The sequence below is a fragment of the Paraburkholderia acidicola genome, from assembly GCF_002362315.1.
Taxonomy (GTDB): domain Bacteria; phylum Pseudomonadota; class Gammaproteobacteria; order Burkholderiales; family Burkholderiaceae; genus Paraburkholderia; species Paraburkholderia acidicola.
The window spans coordinates 1,516,489-1,533,656 of the sequence record NZ_MTZV01000004.1; the positions used below are offsets into that span (position 1 = coordinate 1,516,489).

Annotated in this window: 21 protein-coding genes, 2 tRNA genes and 3 pseudogenes; 16 read left to right on the forward strand and 10 right to left on the reverse strand. The window is 57.4% G+C overall.

Translation table 11 applies throughout. The features are described from left to right. Window positions 1–59: 59 nt before the first annotated feature. Window positions 60–683, forward strand: coding sequence for a nuclear transport factor 2 family protein (locus BWP39_RS17060; RefSeq protein ID WP_096722042.1), 624 nt, complete (start codon window positions 60–62; stop codon window positions 681–683). 137 nt (window positions 684–820) lie between these two features. Here BWP39_RS17060 and BWP39_RS17065 read toward each other — a convergent pair. Next, window positions 821–1,447, reverse strand: a pseudogene (locus tag BWP39_RS17065) (c-type cytochrome); the annotation flags it as partial. A gap of 306 nt (window positions 1,448–1,753) precedes the next feature. On the opposite strand from BWP39_RS17065, the gene BWP39_RS17070 reads away from it, so the two are divergent. Further along, window positions 1,754–1,829 (forward strand) — tRNA-Arg (locus BWP39_RS17070). Between the two features lie 65 nt (window positions 1,830–1,894). Here the strand turns inward: BWP39_RS17070 and BWP39_RS17075 are convergent. After that, window positions 1,895–2,101 (reverse strand): annotated as a pseudogene (locus tag BWP39_RS17075) (tyrosine-type recombinase/integrase); the annotation flags it as partial. Between BWP39_RS17075 and BWP39_RS32360 the strand changes: the two are divergent. From BWP39_RS32360 to BWP39_RS31530, 3 genes and pseudogenes are all read left to right on the forward strand, one after another. Beyond that, window positions 2,100–2,564: pseudogene (locus tag BWP39_RS32360) on the forward strand (site-specific integrase). The pseudogenes BWP39_RS17075 and BWP39_RS32360 sit on opposite strands and share 2 nt — an antisense overlap. A gap of 42 nt (window positions 2,565–2,606) precedes the next feature. After that, window positions 2,607–3,089 carry a DUF2778 domain-containing protein gene (locus tag BWP39_RS17085; protein WP_096722044.1) on the forward strand — a complete coding sequence of 161 codons (483 nt, stop codon included), beginning with the start codon at window positions 2,607–2,609 and terminating at the stop codon, window positions 3,087–3,089. Next, window positions 3,086–3,394, forward strand: a complete 309-nt coding sequence (locus BWP39_RS31530) for a hypothetical protein (RefSeq protein WP_133116890.1) — start codon at window positions 3,086–3,088, stop codon at window positions 3,392–3,394. The genes BWP39_RS17085 and BWP39_RS31530 overlap by 4 nt, the downstream gene beginning before the upstream one ends. Before the next feature lie 194 nt (window positions 3,395–3,588). Here the strand turns inward: BWP39_RS31530 and BWP39_RS31535 are convergent, their stop codons facing one another. Together BWP39_RS31535 and BWP39_RS17095 are read right to left on the reverse strand one after the other, a co-directional pair. Further along, a complete protein-coding gene (locus BWP39_RS31535; RefSeq protein WP_133116891.1) occupies window positions 3,589–4,065 on the reverse strand; it encodes a RipA family octameric membrane protein in 477 nt (158 codons plus the stop codon). Between the two features lie 113 nt (window positions 4,066–4,178). After that, window positions 4,179–4,520, reverse strand: coding sequence for a DUF4145 domain-containing protein (locus BWP39_RS17095; protein ID WP_096722046.1), 342 nt, complete (start codon window positions 4,518–4,520; stop codon window positions 4,179–4,181). 893 nt (window positions 4,521–5,413) lie between these two features. Here BWP39_RS17095 and BWP39_RS17100 point away from each other — a divergent pair. After that, the gene (locus tag BWP39_RS17100) at window positions 5,414–5,662 is read left to right on the forward strand and encodes a hypothetical protein (RefSeq protein ID WP_096722048.1); all 249 of its coding nucleotides are present in this window, start codon (window positions 5,414–5,416) and stop codon (window positions 5,660–5,662) included. A gap of 105 nt (window positions 5,663–5,767) precedes the next feature. Continuing rightward, a complete protein-coding gene (locus tag BWP39_RS17105) occupies window positions 5,768–5,962 on the forward strand; it encodes a hypothetical protein (RefSeq protein ID WP_207556870.1) in 195 nt (64 codons plus the stop codon). A gap of 143 nt (window positions 5,963–6,105) precedes the next feature. On the opposite strand, the gene BWP39_RS17110 is transcribed toward BWP39_RS17105, so the two are convergent. Then, window positions 6,106–6,951, reverse strand: a complete 846-nt coding sequence (locus BWP39_RS17110; protein ID WP_096722052.1) for a DUF2971 domain-containing protein — start codon at window positions 6,949–6,951, stop codon at window positions 6,106–6,108. Between the two features lie 299 nt (window positions 6,952–7,250). Between BWP39_RS17110 and BWP39_RS17115 the strand changes: the two genes are divergently transcribed. Together BWP39_RS17115 and BWP39_RS31750 are read left to right on the forward strand one after the other, a co-directional pair. Continuing rightward, window positions 7,251–7,847: a hypothetical protein gene (locus tag BWP39_RS17115; protein WP_096722054.1), complete on the forward strand. Its 597-nt coding sequence runs from the start codon at window positions 7,251–7,253 to the stop codon at window positions 7,845–7,847. 717 nt (window positions 7,848–8,564) lie between these two features. Beyond that, a tRNA-Ser gene (locus BWP39_RS31750) sits at window positions 8,565–8,638 on the forward strand. 107 nt (window positions 8,639–8,745) lie between these two features. Here BWP39_RS31750 and BWP39_RS17125 read toward each other — a convergent pair. Further along, on the reverse strand, window positions 8,746–9,072 hold the full coding sequence (locus BWP39_RS17125; protein WP_096722058.1) for a helix-turn-helix domain-containing protein: 327 nt from the start codon (window positions 9,070–9,072) through the stop codon (window positions 8,746–8,748). Then, window positions 9,056–9,280: a type II toxin-antitoxin system RelE family toxin gene (locus BWP39_RS32365; protein WP_235851432.1), complete on the reverse strand. Its 225-nt coding sequence runs from the start codon at window positions 9,278–9,280 to the stop codon at window positions 9,056–9,058. Before BWP39_RS32365 ends, BWP39_RS17125 begins: the two co-directional genes overlap by 17 nt. A gap of 284 nt (window positions 9,281–9,564) precedes the next feature. Between BWP39_RS32365 and BWP39_RS17135 the strand changes: the two genes are divergently transcribed. The 3 genes from BWP39_RS17135 (at window position 9,565) to BWP39_RS17145 (ending at window position 11,618) form a co-directional block, all read left to right on the forward strand. Next, window positions 9,565–10,257, forward strand: coding sequence for a DUF4336 domain-containing protein (locus BWP39_RS17135; protein ID WP_096722060.1), 693 nt, complete (start codon window positions 9,565–9,567; stop codon window positions 10,255–10,257). A gap of 43 nt (window positions 10,258–10,300) precedes the next feature. Beyond that, window positions 10,301–10,684, forward strand: a complete 384-nt coding sequence (locus tag BWP39_RS17140) for a hypothetical protein (RefSeq protein ID WP_096722062.1) — start codon at window positions 10,301–10,303, stop codon at window positions 10,682–10,684. 121 nt (window positions 10,685–10,805) lie between these two features. Next, on the forward strand, window positions 10,806–11,618 hold the full coding sequence (locus BWP39_RS17145) for a lytic transglycosylase domain-containing protein (protein WP_157915150.1): 813 nt from the start codon (window positions 10,806–10,808) through the stop codon (window positions 11,616–11,618). Window positions 11,619–11,630: 12 nt separating this feature from the next. Here BWP39_RS17145 and BWP39_RS17150 read toward each other — a convergent pair whose 3' ends face one another. Beyond that, window positions 11,631–12,638, reverse strand: coding sequence for a helix-turn-helix transcriptional regulator (locus BWP39_RS17150; RefSeq protein WP_207556871.1), 1,008 nt, complete (start codon window positions 12,636–12,638; stop codon window positions 11,631–11,633). A gap of 128 nt (window positions 12,639–12,766) precedes the next feature. On the opposite strand from BWP39_RS17150, the gene BWP39_RS17155 reads away from it, so the two are divergent. The 4 genes from BWP39_RS17155 (at window position 12,767) to BWP39_RS17170 (ending at window position 16,116) form a co-directional block, all read left to right on the forward strand. Beyond that, on the forward strand, window positions 12,767–13,729 hold the full coding sequence (locus BWP39_RS17155) for a sterol desaturase family protein (RefSeq protein WP_096722068.1): 963 nt from the start codon (window positions 12,767–12,769) through the stop codon (window positions 13,727–13,729). A gap of 34 nt (window positions 13,730–13,763) precedes the next feature. Further along, window positions 13,764–15,128, forward strand: coding sequence for a lysoplasmalogenase (locus tag BWP39_RS32120; RefSeq protein ID WP_157915151.1), 1,365 nt, complete (start codon window positions 13,764–13,766; stop codon window positions 15,126–15,128). 27 nt (window positions 15,129–15,155) lie between these two features. Beyond that, window positions 15,156–15,608: a GNAT family N-acetyltransferase gene (locus BWP39_RS17165; protein WP_096722070.1), complete on the forward strand. Its 453-nt coding sequence runs from the start codon at window positions 15,156–15,158 to the stop codon at window positions 15,606–15,608. A 76-nt stretch (window positions 15,609–15,684) separates the two neighbouring features. Further along, window positions 15,685–16,116, forward strand: coding sequence for a nuclear transport factor 2 family protein (locus BWP39_RS17170; protein WP_096722072.1), 432 nt, complete (start codon window positions 15,685–15,687; stop codon window positions 16,114–16,116). Window positions 16,117–16,154: 38 nt separating this feature from the next. On the opposite strand, the gene BWP39_RS17175 is transcribed toward BWP39_RS17170, so the two are convergent. Then, a complete protein-coding gene (locus BWP39_RS17175) occupies window positions 16,155–16,598 on the reverse strand; it encodes a MerR family transcriptional regulator (protein ID WP_096722074.1) in 444 nt (147 codons plus the stop codon). A gap of 77 nt (window positions 16,599–16,675) precedes the next feature. Beyond that, complete coding sequence (locus tag BWP39_RS17180; RefSeq protein WP_096722076.1) at window positions 16,676–17,143, reverse strand: GNAT family N-acetyltransferase; 468 nt, start codon at window positions 17,141–17,143, stop codon at window positions 16,676–16,678. Window positions 17,144–17,168 lie beyond the last annotated feature (25 nt).

Consider the following 17,168-nt stretch of genomic DNA (forward strand, 5'->3'; position numbering starts at 1 on the left):
TCGACCGCGGCGGTGATTATGCGCGTTAGAGTGGCACGGCCTGTTCAGCCGAGAGCCTCATGCCCCTGCCTCTGTCGCCCACCCCGTACCGCGTTGCGCTCGAAACCTATATCGACGCGAAGGACAACACGCGGTCCGAGCGTATCGATGAGATCTTCGCGGCGGATGCCGTGCTCACGTTCTCCCTTGCTACCGAAAACATCGCTTTTCCGGCCCGCACCGTGGGTGCTGCTGCGATTGCGAAGACGCTCGTCAGTGATTTTGGTGCGCAATATGCGCAATGCCGGACGTACTACGTATGCGACACGCTTCATGTGAGCGGGACCGAGGACGCAACCGACGCGCGAGTTGATGCGCTGCCGTGGCTCGTTGTGATGCGCGAACCCGCGACCGCGTCGTTGCGGGTCGGGCACGGTGTCTATCACTGGATGTTTGCACGCGATGCGGCCGGTGTGCGGGCGACGCACCTTCACATCCACATTGCGCGGATGGATGTTGTGGCGGACCCGGATGGCGTAGCGCTCGCGACGTTGCAGGATGGGTTGAGTTACCCGTGGTTGCGGCCCGAGGCGTTGAGCGAACACTTTCTTTCGATTGCACGGGAGGTGCCGGCGTTGGCGTTTGTCGAAGCTTTTAGTCGGCCGGTAACGATGCCGGTTGCATCGGTTTCGAAGCCGAAATGAAAAATCCCTGCGGCGTGCGATTGCACGTGCAGGGATGATGTTGCTTCGCGGCGCTGACCATGTAACCGACTGACTGCGGCAATGGCGGCGGTCGCTGCCGCCTCGTTGCTGTCACCCGCTACCTGTTAGCCGCCGGCAGATGCGCCCGATGCAGGTGCTGCGCCAGAAGCGGCTGCTGCGCCGGATGCTGCCGCGGCGTCAGAAGCAGGTGCGGCGCCCGATGCAGCTGCAGCACCAGATGCCGCCGCCGCACCAGCCGCCGCCGGCACTGGCGGATCGCCGAACTTGCCGCCCGAGTTGTCGGCCATGTAGGCGACGGCGAGACCGATTTCGTAATCGCTGTAGTCGTCGGGGCTCGTGCCGCCGCGCGCGGGCATTGCGCCGGTACCGGTTAGCGCGGTATGCCAGAGCGTAGCGAAGCCTTGTGCGATGCGCGGGGCCCAGTCGCCGGTGTTGGAGAACTTCGGCGCGCCGGCTACACCAGCCGCATGGCATGCCGAACAGACGGCCTGGTAGACCTGCTGACCGGTTTTGTAGACACGCGGCGCATTAGCGTCGCGAATGGCGACCTGGGCGATTGGCGCGATCCGCTCGCCTACGGCGGCATCGGTGAGGCTGTCGGTGCCTGCGCCGGTGCGCGTCGAGTTGTTAACGTAGTACGCGAGCAGGATGATGATAATTACGGGGACAGCAAAACCGGCAATGATGGCGGCAATGAGCTGCGCGGGGGTTTTGATCGGGGCTTCGTGTGGTGCTTCGCTCATGCTTGTCTCGTCTCCCATCGGTATTGTGAGCGGTACAGCGTGACAGCTATGACCTGTTGTTAATTTATCGCCACGCCGATTATAGACGGAAGGTTTAAGTGAGAGCGAGCGGGCTTGCTGACTTGTTCAGCAGTCGTTTACCCGGAGTGATGGGTCCCTTTGGTTTGGTTTGGCTGCTTTTGGTCCGGCCGGGGCCCGTCTGTCAAGGCTGTGCGGTGGACGGGTAACGGGAAACCGGGTATTCTCTCGGTCTCGCTGGCGCTGCCTCCTCGTCTTCCTCGCAGGTTGCGGCGCTTTCGCGTTAATGCGCCCGTAGCTCAATGGATAGAGTACTGCCCTCCGAAGGCAGGGGTTGCTGGTTCGATCCCAGCCGGGCGCACCAAGCCTGATAAGGGTTTCAGCAGTTTCTCTTCTTCGTCGTTTCTCCCAGGTACAGTGAAAATACAGTTAGCCTGTGACCGCTTGCAGGTCGACGGTCTGCGTGTGCGCCTGTACCCAATGCGCCAGGTGATCGGCCGAGAGGTGCGCATAGCGTTGCACCATCTCCAGCGTTTCCCATCCTCCCAGCTTCTTTAATACCCGCGACGGTGTGTCACGTTGCACGTGCCAGCTTGCACACGTTTGGCGCAGATCGTGCCAGCGGAAACCACGGATGACGTCGCACACTGGATGTCGCAAGAACGAACTGCTCAAGCTGGAATGGTCTCGCGTCGACTTCGAGCGTCGGGTGTTTGTGCTGGAAGCGAAACATATAAAGGCTCATCGGCGTCGGATTGTTCCGTTCAATGACGAAGCGATTGCTGTGCTAAAGACGCAGCTAGAGTGGGTCGAACGGTGTGCGGCGGGTGCTCGATGAGTGTTTGCAGTGCCTTCCGGGCCCCGGCTAACAACGATTCAGAAAGGATTTCGCGCTGCCTGTGGACGTGCGGGGATAGCTGATTTTCGCGTGCATGACTTGCGGCATACGTTTGCGAGCTGGCTGGTTATGGGTGGTGCGTCGCTCTACGTTGTGAGAGATTTACTTGAACACTCGTCTATTACGGCGACGGAGCGTTGTGCGCGCCTTGCCCCGCACATGGGGCGCTCGGCTGTGCAGTTGCTGTTGCCGGTGATTTAATCGAGTAAGATTTATTCGGACATTGCCTTGGGGTTTTGAGATATGCCGACTAGATGCACTTTCGACTTGAACGGTAAAAATACGTCCGTGCTTCACTGCGACGGCGTCGGTGCGATGGTTGCTTTTTCGGGGCGTGGTAATGGCCGGGACAACCCTGCGGCGACGTCGCAGCAAGCCATTGGGCCGATTCCGAAGGGCACTTATTACATTATTGATCGGCAGTCGGGCGGGCGTCTCGGGTGGTTTCGGGACCTGTGGGGCGAGTATGGGTACGGCACGACCAACCATACGGAGTGGTTCATGCTGTGGAACCCGAAAACTGGTGACTCTACGATGGTCGACGGTGTAAAGCGCGGCGCTTTTCGTCTGCATCCTGTCGGGCCGATGGGGTTGAGCGAAGGGTGTATCACGATCGCGAATCCGGGCCAGTTCAAACAGCTAGCGACGTATTTGAGAGGACAGGGAGCGACGATTCCTGTTCCGGGAAGTCCGTCCAAGGCGTATGGAACGGTGGAGGTCAGGTGAAGAAGGCTCTGGCGATTCTCGTGAAGGTCATCGTCACGTTGGTGGGCGGTTGGGTGCTCGCGGGCGTGATATCAAGCCAGCCGTATGAAATGCCGTGGTTCCTGGACGACTCTATCCGCTTTGTGCTGCGGGTCACGGGCAATGACGGGCTGGCGAATCCTGACGACATGGAAGTTATTGCGACGCTCATCGTTCTGGTTGCGTCTGTGATGATCGTCGGAATTGTGGTGTGGTTGGGAGCGCGTTACGTGGTTGAGCCGGTGCTGCGCCGGTTCAAGCTTAGGTCTCGTTCCAATTCGGCTTGATTGCTGGAGGTGGACTAAGATTAATATCGACACCTTATGGTGTCCCACAGCATTAGTCGGGTTGTTGTTCCAATTCCATAATGGAAGAATAAGCGTGCAAATGTCTTCGCGAATGTTGCCGAATTTTAGGCGTACAGCATGTTGAAAAAACCGAATGATATTCTCTGGATTTCGATGGTTCACTAAATTAATTATTATTTTCCGATGAGTATACAAAGGATGCCGCCAATCAATCCTGTGACTCCAAAAAACACAAAAACAGAATTGAAGCATCGAGAATAGCTGAAATGGCCACTCCAAAGCGGGAATTTACTTCGCTGTTTTGTTATACTCTCGTCTCGCTCGAAAATTCGCAAATAATTTGGATGATTATTAATTTCGTCTAATGGATGCAGGCGATCTAAATATTTCAAGGCTTCTTCGCCATTTTTCACGAGTTCTTTTGTTCGGCATTCGAGTTTCCAGAATATAAAGCTAAGAAAAGAAATGAGAAACCAAATTACGGAAAACCAGCGATAAATATCTGATTTTGCAATTGCCGCAAATCCGGCTATAAGTGCGGTGATCAATGTGATAAAAAATTGAAACGCTTGTAGCCGTTGTGCCGCATGAAGGGAAAAATATGACCAGGCGTAGGTTCTAAAATATTTTTCTTCCTGAATGTCTTGCATTATTGTGCCCCGGTAATCGAAGTTTCTGATTTGCGATTCTGATGTCTATTGCGAGCGAGCTATTGATTGCAGAGTCGGAGTTTGTGGGAGTGGGGGAGGCGGAGACGCCACGTTCACTCGGCCGCGGGAGGCCTGATGCGTCGCTTGATTTTCTCTGGAAGCGTGTAGAGGTAGATGAGCAACAATCGGGTAAATTCAGCCAATTCGGTTGCCGCTTCCTTCGTGAATTGCTCTTCTTCGTGGAGCGCGTCGTTTCCGTCTAACCGCACGCGGTGCGCCCATGTTTGCAGGTCTTTGGTGATACGATTTTCGGCGGCGAGCTTATCTATGCGTTTCTCCAGTTTCCACGCTTCGACATCCGGACAAAAAGCTTTGAGGGCTACTTCGAGGCATCTGCGATACATGGCCGCCGCAGCCGTATATCGACCACTTCCGAGACAATCGGCGCCTTCCATATATGCGTGACTAACTGCGGGTGGGCAGTCTTCGGGCGTATCCGGTAACGGTTTGGACGGATATACCGAATTAATCTTTAGGTTTGGGATTTTACGGAGTTCTCCAACCGTATGGCTCAAGCCTGAGGACGAATATTTGACATCTGCGCACAATCCCATTCCACACGCTGGGCATGTGCCAAACGCGTTATACCGATTGCCGTCGGTCGGGTTCTGGAGGCAGTAGACGATATTGAACGAAGCATACGCGGCCCCACAGTGGGGACAGTCGTGGACGAGGGTCGGCATATGTTTCCCCGGAGATCTGATCGTTTTGGGAGCCACCGACAACCAGTGGCGTGTTTTCACGTTAGCGTCCGTCAGCCGCTGACTGATCGCAGCTTACCGCAATTCAATGGCCGAGGTCAGGAGCAGAAAACCCTGCTTGCTGAAGCGGCTCGGCTACCATTTGGCGCCACGCGAACTGTGAACGAGGCGCGATCGAGTGCTTGCGTAATGGGGGTGTTTTGTGTATATTATCTTCACGGGCCGCCAAATGCGGCACGAGCGATGGGATTTAGTAGTACCAGAGAGAGCTAGCCTCGGTCGATACACTGTTGATCGAGGAACAGAAATTTAAGTGCCCCGCCGTATAAGGGAGTGTCGTTGCGTCCTCTCCTGTGCGGCTGGGGTTCTGCCAGGCCGACGAGCGATCGTCGGGATTGTTGTATAGGTTTTAAACCTGCCCGTATTCTCCTTCAAGACCGGGAAAACCACCGTTAACACGGATTTTCCCGAGGACGCAGTTGGAGACCCGGAGCGCTACCCGTGAGCCCGGTGATTTTCATCGGGGGTTTCCACGTGTGTCTGCGCTCCGTGTCTCTGCGGCAGCTTTTGTTGCCGCGGAGAATACGATGGATTCGCAACAGGAACTGCAAAAGCGTCTGGCCGACTTCGCAAGTCTTGAAGTCAATGAGCCGTCTACATGGCGCGCCGTGACAGTCCGCTGCTTGACACGTCTCAAGCGGTCGAATCTGGCGATTGTTGCGGTTGTCGCGACTTCCGCGCTTGATGCTTATAGAGGCTTGCCTGTGCTCGTCACACTTACGGCGTTTTGTGCCGTCACAGTGCTGGGCATTTTTGGCGGTGCGCGCGAAAGGTAGAGCCTGGTGCGGTACGCCGCGAGGACCGGATGATATCCGCCTTGTGGCGTTACCACTAGATTTGGAAGTGAAATGCGCACAGCTCGAAAGCAACCGAAGGTCCGTTTGAACCTTGATATGAGTGTTGAAGTCAAGGAACAGCTTGAACGACTTCGTGATGACATCCACGCGGACAGCATGGGCGAAGTCATTAGGCGCGCACTCGCTGTATTCGACTATTTACAAAGCGAGCAGACCAACGGGGCGCATCTGGTGATCCGTGCTAGAGACGGAGCCGAAAAGGGATTGCCGCTATTGTGAAGTAGGCAGAATCGCAGCGGCTATTGGCCATGATAGCGTCGTCGGCCTCCATCGTGGGCTGGACATTCATGCATCGGCTCCGCAATCGGTAAGCGGTCGCGCGAGCGGCGACGACGCAGGTCGCCAAGATAAAACCGATCGTCTCAACGATAAGGGCATTCTGATCTTACGACCTCGGCGTCGATCGCATGCGATCTCAAGAACTGAGATATATAACTGCCGGTCTCTCGATCTAGATTACTTGGTCCGACTACTACCTCGCGAATACAGTCCGAGATGTTAGGCGTCTCGCAATACGGAGTGAGACCATACTTCCCATAGCGCCACCGGATTTCGGGTTGGGATTCTTCGCCGAGTAGCTTGGCAAGACGAGCCGGTCGCGTAGCATCGTAAATGACGCGCCATTCGTGCTCGTCTCGAAAGGCCGGGTGTTTGAAATAAGCGCACATCAGGTTGATGTAGTCGCGCGCCGGTTGCGTTGTGCCGATCTCGGCCCCTTCTTGTGCTCTTCCGAACCCTAGTATCTTATCGAGGTGTGGCCTTAAGCTTTTGTCGTCACCATAAATTACTGGCGCAAACCGCCAGTCACCCGCCGTACTCTCTAAAGGTGCCGTGGCGAAATTTGCATCTAAGATCGGTGCCCCTACCGCAGACCTAAGGGCATTGACGTCGAAACCGATTGCGAATCCCGCGCCCTTGTCCGCGTATGCAACCCATTGACCGACAGAATCTTTCTCCTTTGATAGGCAGCAAATATGGTATTCACTGAGATCCTCCACGAGTTCGAAATGAAAATCTAGGGCGGTGTGAAATGTCTCCAATGATTCGTTTTTCTCTGCAAACTGGGCGATGTACTCGAACGCCTTTTCCTTAAAGAACTCGAGTTCCCGTCGATCATTCGTCCTTCTCGCATTCGTGAGACGGAGTCTTCCAGATTCAATAATTGACAAGAAGGCTGTTGCGTCGCAGTAGTGATATACGATCGTCATCTAGGTACCTTTGGTAGAGCTAGCGTTGCTACCTTGTGACCTCCAGCACTTCTGGGGCCGTCTGCAAGCCACTTGCTAATATTACCCCGCAGTCGCACGGCCCCGGACGTCCGTAGGACTTCGAAAGCTATCAGTAACGTGATGTCGCCTCCACTGGCAGGAATGGGTCGTGCTCAGCCGGTCGTCGTGAGGCTCAGTTCGGCCAGTTTGAGACATTCGACGCAGCCACCTAAATCGTTGACAATAGCTAGTCCAAGCGCCCTCACGCGCCAACCACACAACACTGATTCGAATCATATATGTGGCCTTTCAAAAAGCGTGTGACGGCTTCGGCTGCCTACCCCGCCTCGTCCTCAGACAAGGTCTTAGAGGCGGCCGCCGCTCCAGACGGTCCGGTTTACTGCTACGTTGAATTCGAATCGAATGGCGAGAAGGCCTTACAGCGACTGACGGAATTCTTTGACCTCGTGAAGGCTGCAAAAGATAGCGATGAGCCCGCCGACGAGTCGCAACTATCAGCTTCTCTGACCGAGGCTGAACGCGCCTACTTTCCGAACCTGACCGCGGAAGAAATGGCTGAGTGGAACGAATATTGGTTTTCCACTCCGCTTCCGAAGCGACATTCTCCTGAGATGTCGACGCCTGGATGGGACTTCGCGTCCATGCTTGATGCATTCTGGAATGGAGACTACGACCTCATTGCAATCCTACCGCGAGCAACACGGCATGTGTTGGAGTTCAACCCGCATGGTTATCCATATGGCGGCACCGGCAGTCTTGTTGCGATGGTTGAATGTTTCGGCCATCAGGTCGTCGGCGTCGATGACGGAACGGGGTATGAGAAATACGTGCCACGTACGAACATCTGGAAGCCACGTGCTCGCCGTGTTGTCTGACCAGGTATTGCGGCCGCATCGGATGACTGCTTCGGAGCGGGGTCGATGACCGCTTTGGGTCGAATCCAGTCCGCTGCTTCGGGCAGTAGTCGGCCAGGAGCGGCCGTTCGACGCGTGTTCCGAAATTAACAAGAATTATGCGTCCATGTCGACCGGGGCGACGGGTTCGCTCCACGTTTGAGGCGCACGTATGACTACATATGTTCACAACTACGCCCGGGTGTCGGCTCTCATCTTCGTTGTGGTAACGGGTGCGATATTTAAATGGCTACAGTGGCGAAGTGCCAAGGTGTCAGGGATTAGCAGATCGCAGTTCGCTGAGATGGCGTCCAGGCCCGGAGAGAAAGAACTGTCAAAGGCACAGTGGTTTCGATTGTCGGGGTGGATTCTCATTCTTTTCCCGTTTTTCGCCGCCGCATTGTCGGAAATGCATCACCGAGATTCGCCGTTCATGTTGATAGGCGAGATAGGGTTGCTAGAGATATTTTTTGGCGGGCTGGGGTGGTTCATGCTGTGGATGGCCAGCCAATGTAGGGAACGCGCACGTCAGATGGGAGCAGCTCTGTAGCGATCCCAATGTACGTCCTCAGGCCCACGGAAGGGCTGCCGAGGGTCGAATTGAGACGGCCGAAGTTAACTAGCTGCGCGACATAACCGTCGAGTGTTGTACGATTGGATGAGGGACTGTGAAACGAAAGCAGCGATCTTTTTGAGGATGCGAAGCGGAGAAAAGATAGAGTGCTGCTCTCCGAAGGCAGGGGTTGCTGGTTCGATCCCAGCCGGGCGCACCAAGCCTGATAAGGCTGTCAGCAAATCCACCCGTTCCCGCTTCCTGCGAACTACGCTAAATTGCACCTACAGGGCTGCAGCTAGGCGTAGTCATTGTTTTTCCCGATTCTTAAAAATCAAGCTGCCCGTCAGTGATACCGAGCGCCGCCGCGATCTTTAAGCTCGATTGTTTCCGCAGACGCGGATTAGCTTCCTGCTGCGCATAGGCCGATTGCGAAATACCCAAACGCCCAGCGACTTCCCCTTGCGTGAGGCCGAGGTGTTCACGCCAGGCACGAACCGGCGTTGCGCCGTCGACCGTGCGGCTAACGACAGCGTGCGGAATCAGGTCGCGCTCGGCGCTATGTCCTGCGACGTATTCCGCGTAGGGGATCACAACAAAGGCCGGCTTACCGTCGGCTCCGTTGATGATCTGAATGTTAGTACGTGCGTTCATCGCGCTTCCTCACTTCTTCGATTTCGACGATTCGAATCTCGCCATCCCAGTTAAACAAAACCCGGTAGTCGCCGACTCTGAGGCGATATCCGCAATCATGGTTCGTCAGTGCCTTTACGTTCTGACAATCTGGCATCGTGGTCAGTGTGTTTACACCGCCGCGGATTGCAACCTGATGCGGCCGGTCGAGCTTGCGCAACTGCTTCACAGCTTTCGGGGCCTAGCCAATCGAGTTCATGTGAATTATAAGTAAAATATAAGTCTTTGTAGGGGAAATATTAGCCACCCCACAACCCTGCGAAAACTCGACCGATTGGACACTCCTTGGATCGACACGCGATACACGTTCGCGCTCGCCGTCACTAACGCACGGCGTGACCCAGTCGGATATAAGACGCTTCTTCCAGACCTCTCGATGTCGACACCCATTGAGTAATCCAATCGAAGAACCTATATTGCTTCGCTAACCCGACCGATCGCCAAGGAAGCCGCATGCATCAACTCAAAACAAGCGAGCTTGAGCAGATCACCGAAGACATCTGGGTAAGCAAAGCCCCCCACAGTTTCCTCGGGCTCCACGTCGACACCCGCATGACAGTGATCCGCCTTTCATCGGGCACGGTGCTATTACATTCCCCGATACCGATCACACCCGAGTTGCGCGCTTCCATCGATGCAATCGGCCCTGTCCGCCACATCGTCTGCCCGAATCTGTTCCACCACGTATACGCGCAACAGGCCTTGACGACCTATCCCGACGCGAGGTTGCACGGACCAGCCAGGCTACACCGCAAACGACGCGATCTACATTTCGACGCCGTGCTATCGGAAGAACCAGATCCAGACTGGCGCAGTGATCTAGTGTCGATCTCAATCGCAGGCAGCATGTTGAAGGAGACCGTTTTCTATCACCCATCTTCAAAGACACTCATCACCTCCGACCTCGTCGAAAACTTCAAGACACATTCGCACTGGCTGACACGCGGCTATCTCAAGTTGAATGGCATGCTGGGCAACGTCACCTGGCCGCCGATGATGCGCGTGGTTTACACGAATCGACGCGCCGCGAGAGAGAGCGTGGCCCGCATCCTCGCATTGCCGTTCGAGCGCGTCGTCGTGGCACATGGCGATGTGATTACAGACAATGCACGCGAGACCTTGAGGAAGGGGCTGGAATGGTTGTAGCTTTGCACCTCACCGCATAGCCGTCGCCAGGAACTCCACACCGATGCCATCCACCATCCGCAATTCTCTCCTCTGGATCTTCGACGCCTTCGAGCGCGAGCCGACCTACCTCCACAAGCGGATGTTCGGCAGCGATGCCGCGTATATCGACGGTCTGTTGTGTCTGATCGCCGCCGATCGCGACGCGCCGTGGAACGGCCTGCTGGTATGCACATCGCAGGAGCGCCACGCCGCACTCATCGATGAAATGCCCGCATTGCGACCGCATCCGGTGCTAGGAAAATGGCTCTATGTCCCGGAAGCCGATCCGGTATTTGAGGAAACCGTCGAGCAAATGACAGCGCTCGTCCTGGCACGCGACCCGCGCGTAGGCGTCGAGCCCAAGCCGCGCCGGCGCAGCAAGAAATCTACGCTGCCAAAGACATAAGTCATTGCTGCACGTCGCCGGCTTCGCTTCGCATGGCGGTCGCTCGCTTCGCATCACACACTGACCGAAGCCAAGCCGCGACCAATAATCGCGACAAGCCAACCTCATGCGGGAGCAAGCCATGCTCAACGTCATGCAGAACCAACCTTCGTCTGCGCTCGATAACAACCCGAGCGATCCGTCGCAAAGCGACGCGACGAAAAACCTGCAGTTCCTCGAGCAGCTGCTCGAGATGATCCAGTACCTGCTGCAGCAGATGCAGAACCAGGGCGGAGACGACGACGCGCCACCGATCGGCAGCAAGTCGTCCGCCTCGCCAGCCTCGCAACCGTATTCACCGGATTCGGCGCCTCAGCAGGCGCCGCAAGCACCGCCAGCAGGGGCGCAGGGCGGTCAGCAATCTACGCAGGCACCGCCGCCGCCACCGCCCGTGACATCGGACGCACAACAGCCGTCACCACCGCCCGCACAGCAACCCTCGCAAGCCTCATCCGTTAACTCAGCGCAGCAAACCTCCGGCGGCGACATGTCGCCGTCCGACATTGCGAGCAAATACCACGATCAGATCATGTCGGCTTCGCAATCGACCGGTGTACCTCCCGGCATCATCGCGGGCCAGATCTGGCAGGAATCCAAGGGGATTGCGAATACCCCAGGTGGCGGCCTGATGCAACTCGGCAACAACGAGTTTCAGCAATACGGTGGCGGCGATATCTCGAACCCGGCCGACAACATCAAAGCCGGTGCGAACTACATGAAGGCGCTTTCCTCGCAGTTCGGCGGCAACATGGGCGCCGCGCTACGCGCGTACAACTCCGGCCCGAACGGTGTCGATCTGAACAACCTGAACTCGACACCGGCCGGCACCGGCGATCCGACCTACGTGCAGAAGGTGATGCAAGCCGCGCAGCAATCGGGCCTGGCAACAACCTGATTCCACGATCGCTCATTGCCCATCACGTTCCCCACGTCGGGCACGCGCCGGCGTCTCGTCGGTCCACCGCCGAAACGCGCGGTTAAACGCACTCTGCTCCGAGTAACCGAGCAGCAACGCAATATCGCTCAGGCTCAGACTTCGATCGAGCAGATACTGACGCGCCAGATGCTCCCGCGTACGGTCGAGCATCGACTGCCATGTTTCCCCACCCGCCTCGAGCCTTCGCTGCAGCGTACGCGCCGACATATGCAACACCTGCGCAACGCGGGAAATAGTCGGCGCGCCTTCCGGCAACAGCTTGAGCAAACTCTCCTGAACGGCGCGCTCAAACGCATCCGGATCCGGCTGTGCGAGCAGCAGCGCCTGCGCCTGACGATCGAGCAACGCGCGCAAACCAGGGTCCGCGTGCGCCATCGGCTTCATCAGATAAGAAGCCGGAAAACGAACCCGTGTGCAGACGTCGCCGAAATCCACGGGACATCCGAAGAAGTTTTCGTAGAGCGTTTGTGTGGCGGAATCGGCGGGCGGCGTGTGAACGAAACTGATCCGGCTCGGTGACGGCGCAGCATTCAATTGTCGTGCGATGAAGGTGACGAGCGCAGCAATCGCGACATCGTCGACGACTTGCGAAACGGCCGGCACACTCGCGGGCCAGCGAATCTCGACATCCTGAGCGTCGATTTCGATTTCGGCGAGATCGACGCCGTAGAAAAGCCGTTCGTAGCGTCGATAGACGAGCAATGCCTCGCCTACCGTGTCCGAAGCCAGCACGAGATAGCCGAGCACACCAACATGGCGCGGTTCGACGAGCGCTCCGATCTGCAGGCCCGGCGCGAGCACCGCCGGACGCATGGCGGTCGCGCGTTCGAGCAGCGACTGCCAGGTTTCCATCGCCACGACCTCATCGTCGGCGAGTGCGGCCAGTTCGGCCCGCAAGCGCGCAGCGGGCAACGCTTCCGCGTCGAGCCAGTCGCACAGTAAGTGCGTCCACGCGCCTGTCACCCGTTTGATCGGCATCGCCACTCCCATTCACGACCATTCGCGAATGGCACGGATTGTCAATTTGCTGACATCGTTAGTCAAGCCTTGCGAGGGCCTTCTGGTTTTCAATAGCGCTACAGACAAGAAAGCTGGGGGAGACGCATATGGCGACAATCGAAGCATTCACTGAAGTCTTGACGCACAGCGGGCTCTACGAAGTCGGTCGAACCGTCGCGTCGTGGCTGGCGCTGGACGCACGTCAAATGATCTTCGTCGTGGCGACGCCCGTCTTCATCGGCGTCGCGCTATGGGAGTATTTCCGCATCCGCCACGACAGCAAGCTGATGGATGCGCGCGAAGCGATTCTGAACTTCACGCTGGGCGCTGGTTATCAGATCAGTGAACTGGTATTCGCGGGCGTGATTGCTTTTCCTGTCTACGCGCTCGCTTACCGGCACCGGCTGTTCGACATCTCGTGGAGCTGGCTCGTCGGCATCGTGCTCTACATCGCCGTCGACTTCGCCTACTACTTCTTTCACGTGGCCTCGCACCGCATACGCTGGTTCTGGTGTGCGCATGTGACGCATCATTCGTCGGAGCGCCTGAATTTCTCCACGGCGATGCGGCAGAACGCGACCAACATATTTAATGGCGGCTGGCTCGTGTATGTTCCGCTCGCGCTGCTCGGTTTCAATCCGGTCTGGATCGGCATGTGTTACGCGTTGAACCTCGTGTACCAGTTCTTCATCCACAGCACGCTGGTGCCGAAGTTACATCCCGCCATCGAGTTCGTTTTCAACACGCCGAGTCACCACCGTGCGCATCATGGGCGTAATCCTCGTTATATCGACAGGAATTACGCGGGCACGCTGATCGTCTGGGATCGTCTGTTCGGTACGTTCGTCGAGGAATCGCAAGACGAGCTACCCGAATATGGCATCGTCAATCAGGTTCACACGCGAAACCTGTTCGTCAGCTGGCTTCACGAATATAGGGACCTGCTACGCGATATCGCACAACCGGGGCCGTTCTTTCAGCGCCTCCGGCACTTGTGGAAACCACCGGAGTGGACGCGCTCTTTGACGGGATCGCTGAAGAAAGGCGAGACGACCCGTCGCGTTTCGTGACACATTGCCGACGTCAACGAGAGAAGGAGCCGCTGTGCCTCAAGACACTCAGGCATTCCGGATGCGCTATCGCGCAGGCATTCATCCGCGTTACAGCCCCTGGTTGCACGGGGGCTTTGTTTTGGCGTACGGCGCTCTTTGCCTGTTTCTGTTCTGGCGAACACTGCATCGTGTCGAGCCGCTCGAGTGGTTGACCGTTCCGTTGGCGCTGGTCTTGTTCAACTGGACCGAATACTTTGCGCATAAGCATCTCGGTCACTACAAGCATCGGCTGGCCGCGATGTTCTACAAGCGTCACACCGGCGATCACCATAGCTTTTTCGTCGAAGAGCGGATGCGTTACGAGTCTGCTCAGGACTGGCGGGTCATTCTCTTTCCCGCGTGGCTGATCGTGTTCTACAGCGTGGGGCTGTTCGTTGTCTGGTGGTTGCTGGCGCAAATCAACGGCAATGTTGCCGCGCTGTTTTGCGGCACGATGCTGGCCGGGTACCTGAGCTATGAGATTTTTCACGCCTGCGAACATCTGCCCGAGACGCATCCGCTCGCCCGTCTGCCGTGGATCAGCCATATGCGACGCTTGCATCGAATCCATCATCGACGGGATTTGATGCAGATGTACAACTTCAACATCGTGTTTCCGTTGATGGACTGGTTGTACGGCACGCTGCATGGAGAGTCGGAACCGCTTAGACGCGGTTCGTCGAATTCGTCGCCGAGACCAAGGTTGCTTGCATGCCTGACGCTCGCGGCGGCGGCCGGTGCAATTCTCGGCGCGTTGCTCATGAATGCGGGGGACACGCCGTGGCGTTGGCTGCACTGGATATGCAAGCCGCTCGCCACGCTGTTGATCCTGCGGCTCGCATGGACGGCGCAGACCGCCGCACCCCGCTACCGGTCGTGGATGCTGCGCGGCATAGTCCTGTCGCTGGCCGGTGATGTCTTCCTGATGCTGCCGTTGAATCTGTTTATGGCGGGGCTAGGCAGTTTCTTGCTGGCGCATCTGTGCTTTATCGCTGCACTGAGCGGCGATACACGGTTTGGCGCTCGTCCGTTGCCATGGGTTGCCTGTGTCGGCTATGGGGCGTTAAACGTCTGGTTGCTGTGGCCGACGTTGCCGTCTGCGTTGCGCGTGCCTGTGCTGATTTATGTGCTGGTACTGGCGACGATGGGCGCTCAGGCGCTGGCTCGCGCGTGGATGCACGGCGCAACGGACGACGGTCTGCGCAGCTCTGCACGACGTGCCGCAACTGGCGGCCTGCTGTTCATGCTCAGCGACACCCTGCTGGCATGGGATCGCTTTCACGCGCCGCTGCCGTTGTCGGCGTTGTGGATACTCGCGAGCTACTACGCGGCGATGTGGATGCTTGCCTCGTCCATTCGCGAGACCAGGCGCGCGTGATCGGTCGAATCCTGGAGAAACATCGCAATGCATCCCGATCCCCGCCGCGCCGTCCCGGCCGACCGTCAAGCTATCGAGGAAATCGTTCGACACGCCTATTCGCCCTATATCAGTCGTATCGGGCGGCCGCCGGGACCGATGTCGGATGACTACGAAGTCTTGATCGCCGCAGGCCGGGTCTATGTTGTCGAGGTGGAAGGCACCCTACAAGGCATTCTCGTGCTCGTCCCTGAGCCGGATGCGATGCTGCTCGACAACGTGGCCGTCGCACCTTCTGCAAGAGGAACAGGAATAGGCCGCAGTCTGCTGGAGTACGCCGAGCGCTCAGCCAGAGCGGCAGGCTATCGCGTCATCAGGCTCTACACCCACGAGACGATGACAGAAAATATCGCGCTTTACGCTCGCATCGGCTACATCGAGACGCATCGTGCCGAGGAGAAAGGTCTGAAGCGGGTATTCATGGTTAAGCCCCTCGTTTGATTGGCGCTTGACCTAGAGCGCACTCCAGGTCGTAACGTATGCGTGTCCACTGTTTCCACTGTCCGGAGACGCAGCAATGACTACTCTGCAAAACAAAGCCCTAGTACAAAGCATCATGGACGCACGCGCCCAGCGCGACCACGGCCCTTTTCGCGCGGCCATGGCAGACGATTTTGTCTGGCGGATCATCGGGAACACGGCATGGTCGGGCACCTACAACGGTAAGGCCGATGTCATAGAACGCTTGTTAAAGCCGCTTTATGCGCAATTCAAGGCGCCGTCGAGCATCGCTCCCACGCGGATTCTCGCGGACGAAGATTATGTGGTCGTACAGTGCGACGGCGATGCTACAACCGTGTCCGGTGAGCGGTACGCGAACACATACTGTTTCGTGATCCGCGTCGAGGATGGCATGTTGCGCGAACTCACCGAATACTGTGACACCGCGCTGATTGATCGCGTGTTGCACGCGCCGTCGAGTCGAGGTTCCAACGATGTAACAGCCTGACTACCTCGAAGGCCGCCCACTACCGCGGGATTGTCAGCTCAACCGTCTCGCCGTTGTCTGGCGGCCGCCGTCGATGTCAGGAGACGTCGATGCGGCTCGACCGCCGGGCGCTGACCGATGGCAACCCATTCGTCATAGAACTCAACCTTGGCATCGATCAGAGCGAGTGCATCGGTCCATGTCTCGATGGCTTCCTGCACGCGGGCACGGTGTGCAGCAAGCAGCGCCCTACGCTCTGTCAGCGTAGCCGCGCCTTGCTCGACGAGCGCCGTGTAGTTGCGCATCTGCGCAATCGACATGCCGGTACTGCGCAGGCGCTCCATGAGGTCGAGCCAGCTGACATGCCGCTGCGTGTAGTGTCTTCGGCCACCCTGGTCGCGAACCACACCCGGCAACAGTCCTTGAGACTCGTACCAACGGATGGTGTGGACACTCCGACCGGTGCGGCGAGCAACGTCGCCGATAAGCAGATTGTCTGGCATGGCTAGGCTCCCAATGTAACGGCGACGTCACATCGACGTCCGTTACTCCACTCATGAGCCTCAAAACGTACCACTAATCACGCCGCCACCTCAATACGATTCAACTCCCGCTGCAGCGCCTCGAAATAACGACCACGCAAAAACCGGCACTCGCGCTCGAGCATCCCGTACATGATGAAGTCCTCGCGATCGCCCGCACCTTCGCGCATCACCCCTTCGCGCACGAAGCCGAGATGCTCGTCGAGCAGTTGCGCACTGACGTTATCAGCCCGCACGAGACCCGTCACGCGATGACATTGCAACACCTGGAACGGATACATGAACACGGCAGAGACGAACGCCGGCGTAATCAGATGGCGCGAGCCGCCGAGCGCAAAATGCATCAGCACGTTTGGCCCGTTGTGCCCTTGATAGACGACGCCCGCGACGATCTCGCCATCCTTCTCGAGCCCGATCGTCGAGCAGTCGTCATAGCGGCTTTCACCGGTTTGCCTCGCGACAAAACGCATGACTTCATCTTTCCGGTCGAATAGAACGCGGCGCATCGTATGACCTCGCTTCAGGCTTCTC

Excerpts from the sequence above, each read along its gene's own strand:
- BWP39_RS17060 (WP_096722042.1), top strand. The coding sequence starts at position 60 with ATGCCCCTGCCTCTGTCGCCCACCCCGTACCGCGTTGCGCTCGAAACC.
- BWP39_RS17085 (WP_096722044.1), top strand. The coding sequence starts at position 2,607 with ATGCCGACTAGATGCACTTTCGACTTGAACGGTAAAAATACGTCCGTG.
- BWP39_RS31535 (WP_133116891.1), bottom strand. The coding sequence starts at position 4,065 with ATGCAAGACATTCAGGAAGAAAAATATTTTAGAACCTACGCCTGGTCA.
- BWP39_RS17095 (WP_096722046.1), bottom strand. The coding sequence starts at position 4,520 with ATGGAAGGCGCCGATTGTCTCGGAAGTGGTCGATATACGGCTGCGGCG.
- BWP39_RS17100 (WP_096722048.1), top strand. The coding sequence starts at position 5,414 with ATGGATTCGCAACAGGAACTGCAAAAGCGTCTGGCCGACTTCGCAAGT.
- BWP39_RS17110 (WP_096722052.1), bottom strand. The coding sequence starts at position 6,951 with ATGACGATCGTATATCACTACTGCGACGCAACAGCCTTCTTGTCAATT.
- BWP39_RS17115 (WP_096722054.1), top strand. The coding sequence starts at position 7,251 with ATGTGGCCTTTCAAAAAGCGTGTGACGGCTTCGGCTGCCTACCCCGCC.
- BWP39_RS17125 (WP_096722058.1), bottom strand. The coding sequence starts at position 9,072 with ATGAACGCACGTACTAACATTCAGATCATCAACGGAGCCGACGGTAAG.
- BWP39_RS17135 (WP_096722060.1), top strand. The coding sequence starts at position 9,565 with ATGCATCAACTCAAAACAAGCGAGCTTGAGCAGATCACCGAAGACATC.
- BWP39_RS17140 (WP_096722062.1), top strand. The coding sequence starts at position 10,301 with ATGCCATCCACCATCCGCAATTCTCTCCTCTGGATCTTCGACGCCTTC.
- BWP39_RS17145 (WP_157915150.1), top strand. The coding sequence starts at position 10,806 with ATGCTCAACGTCATGCAGAACCAACCTTCGTCTGCGCTCGATAACAAC.
- BWP39_RS17150 (WP_207556871.1), bottom strand. The coding sequence starts at position 12,638 with ATGCCGATCAAACGGGTGACAGGCGCGTGGACGCACTTACTGTGCGAC.
- BWP39_RS17155 (WP_096722068.1), top strand. The coding sequence starts at position 12,767 with ATGGCGACAATCGAAGCATTCACTGAAGTCTTGACGCACAGCGGGCTC.
- BWP39_RS17165 (WP_096722070.1), top strand. The coding sequence starts at position 15,156 with ATGCATCCCGATCCCCGCCGCGCCGTCCCGGCCGACCGTCAAGCTATC.
- BWP39_RS17170 (WP_096722072.1), top strand. The coding sequence starts at position 15,685 with ATGACTACTCTGCAAAACAAAGCCCTAGTACAAAGCATCATGGACGCA.
- BWP39_RS17175 (WP_096722074.1), bottom strand. The coding sequence starts at position 16,598 with ATGCCAGACAATCTGCTTATCGGCGACGTTGCTCGCCGCACCGGTCGG.
- BWP39_RS17180 (WP_096722076.1), bottom strand. The coding sequence starts at position 17,143 with ATGCGCCGCGTTCTATTCGACCGGAAAGATGAAGTCATGCGTTTTGTC.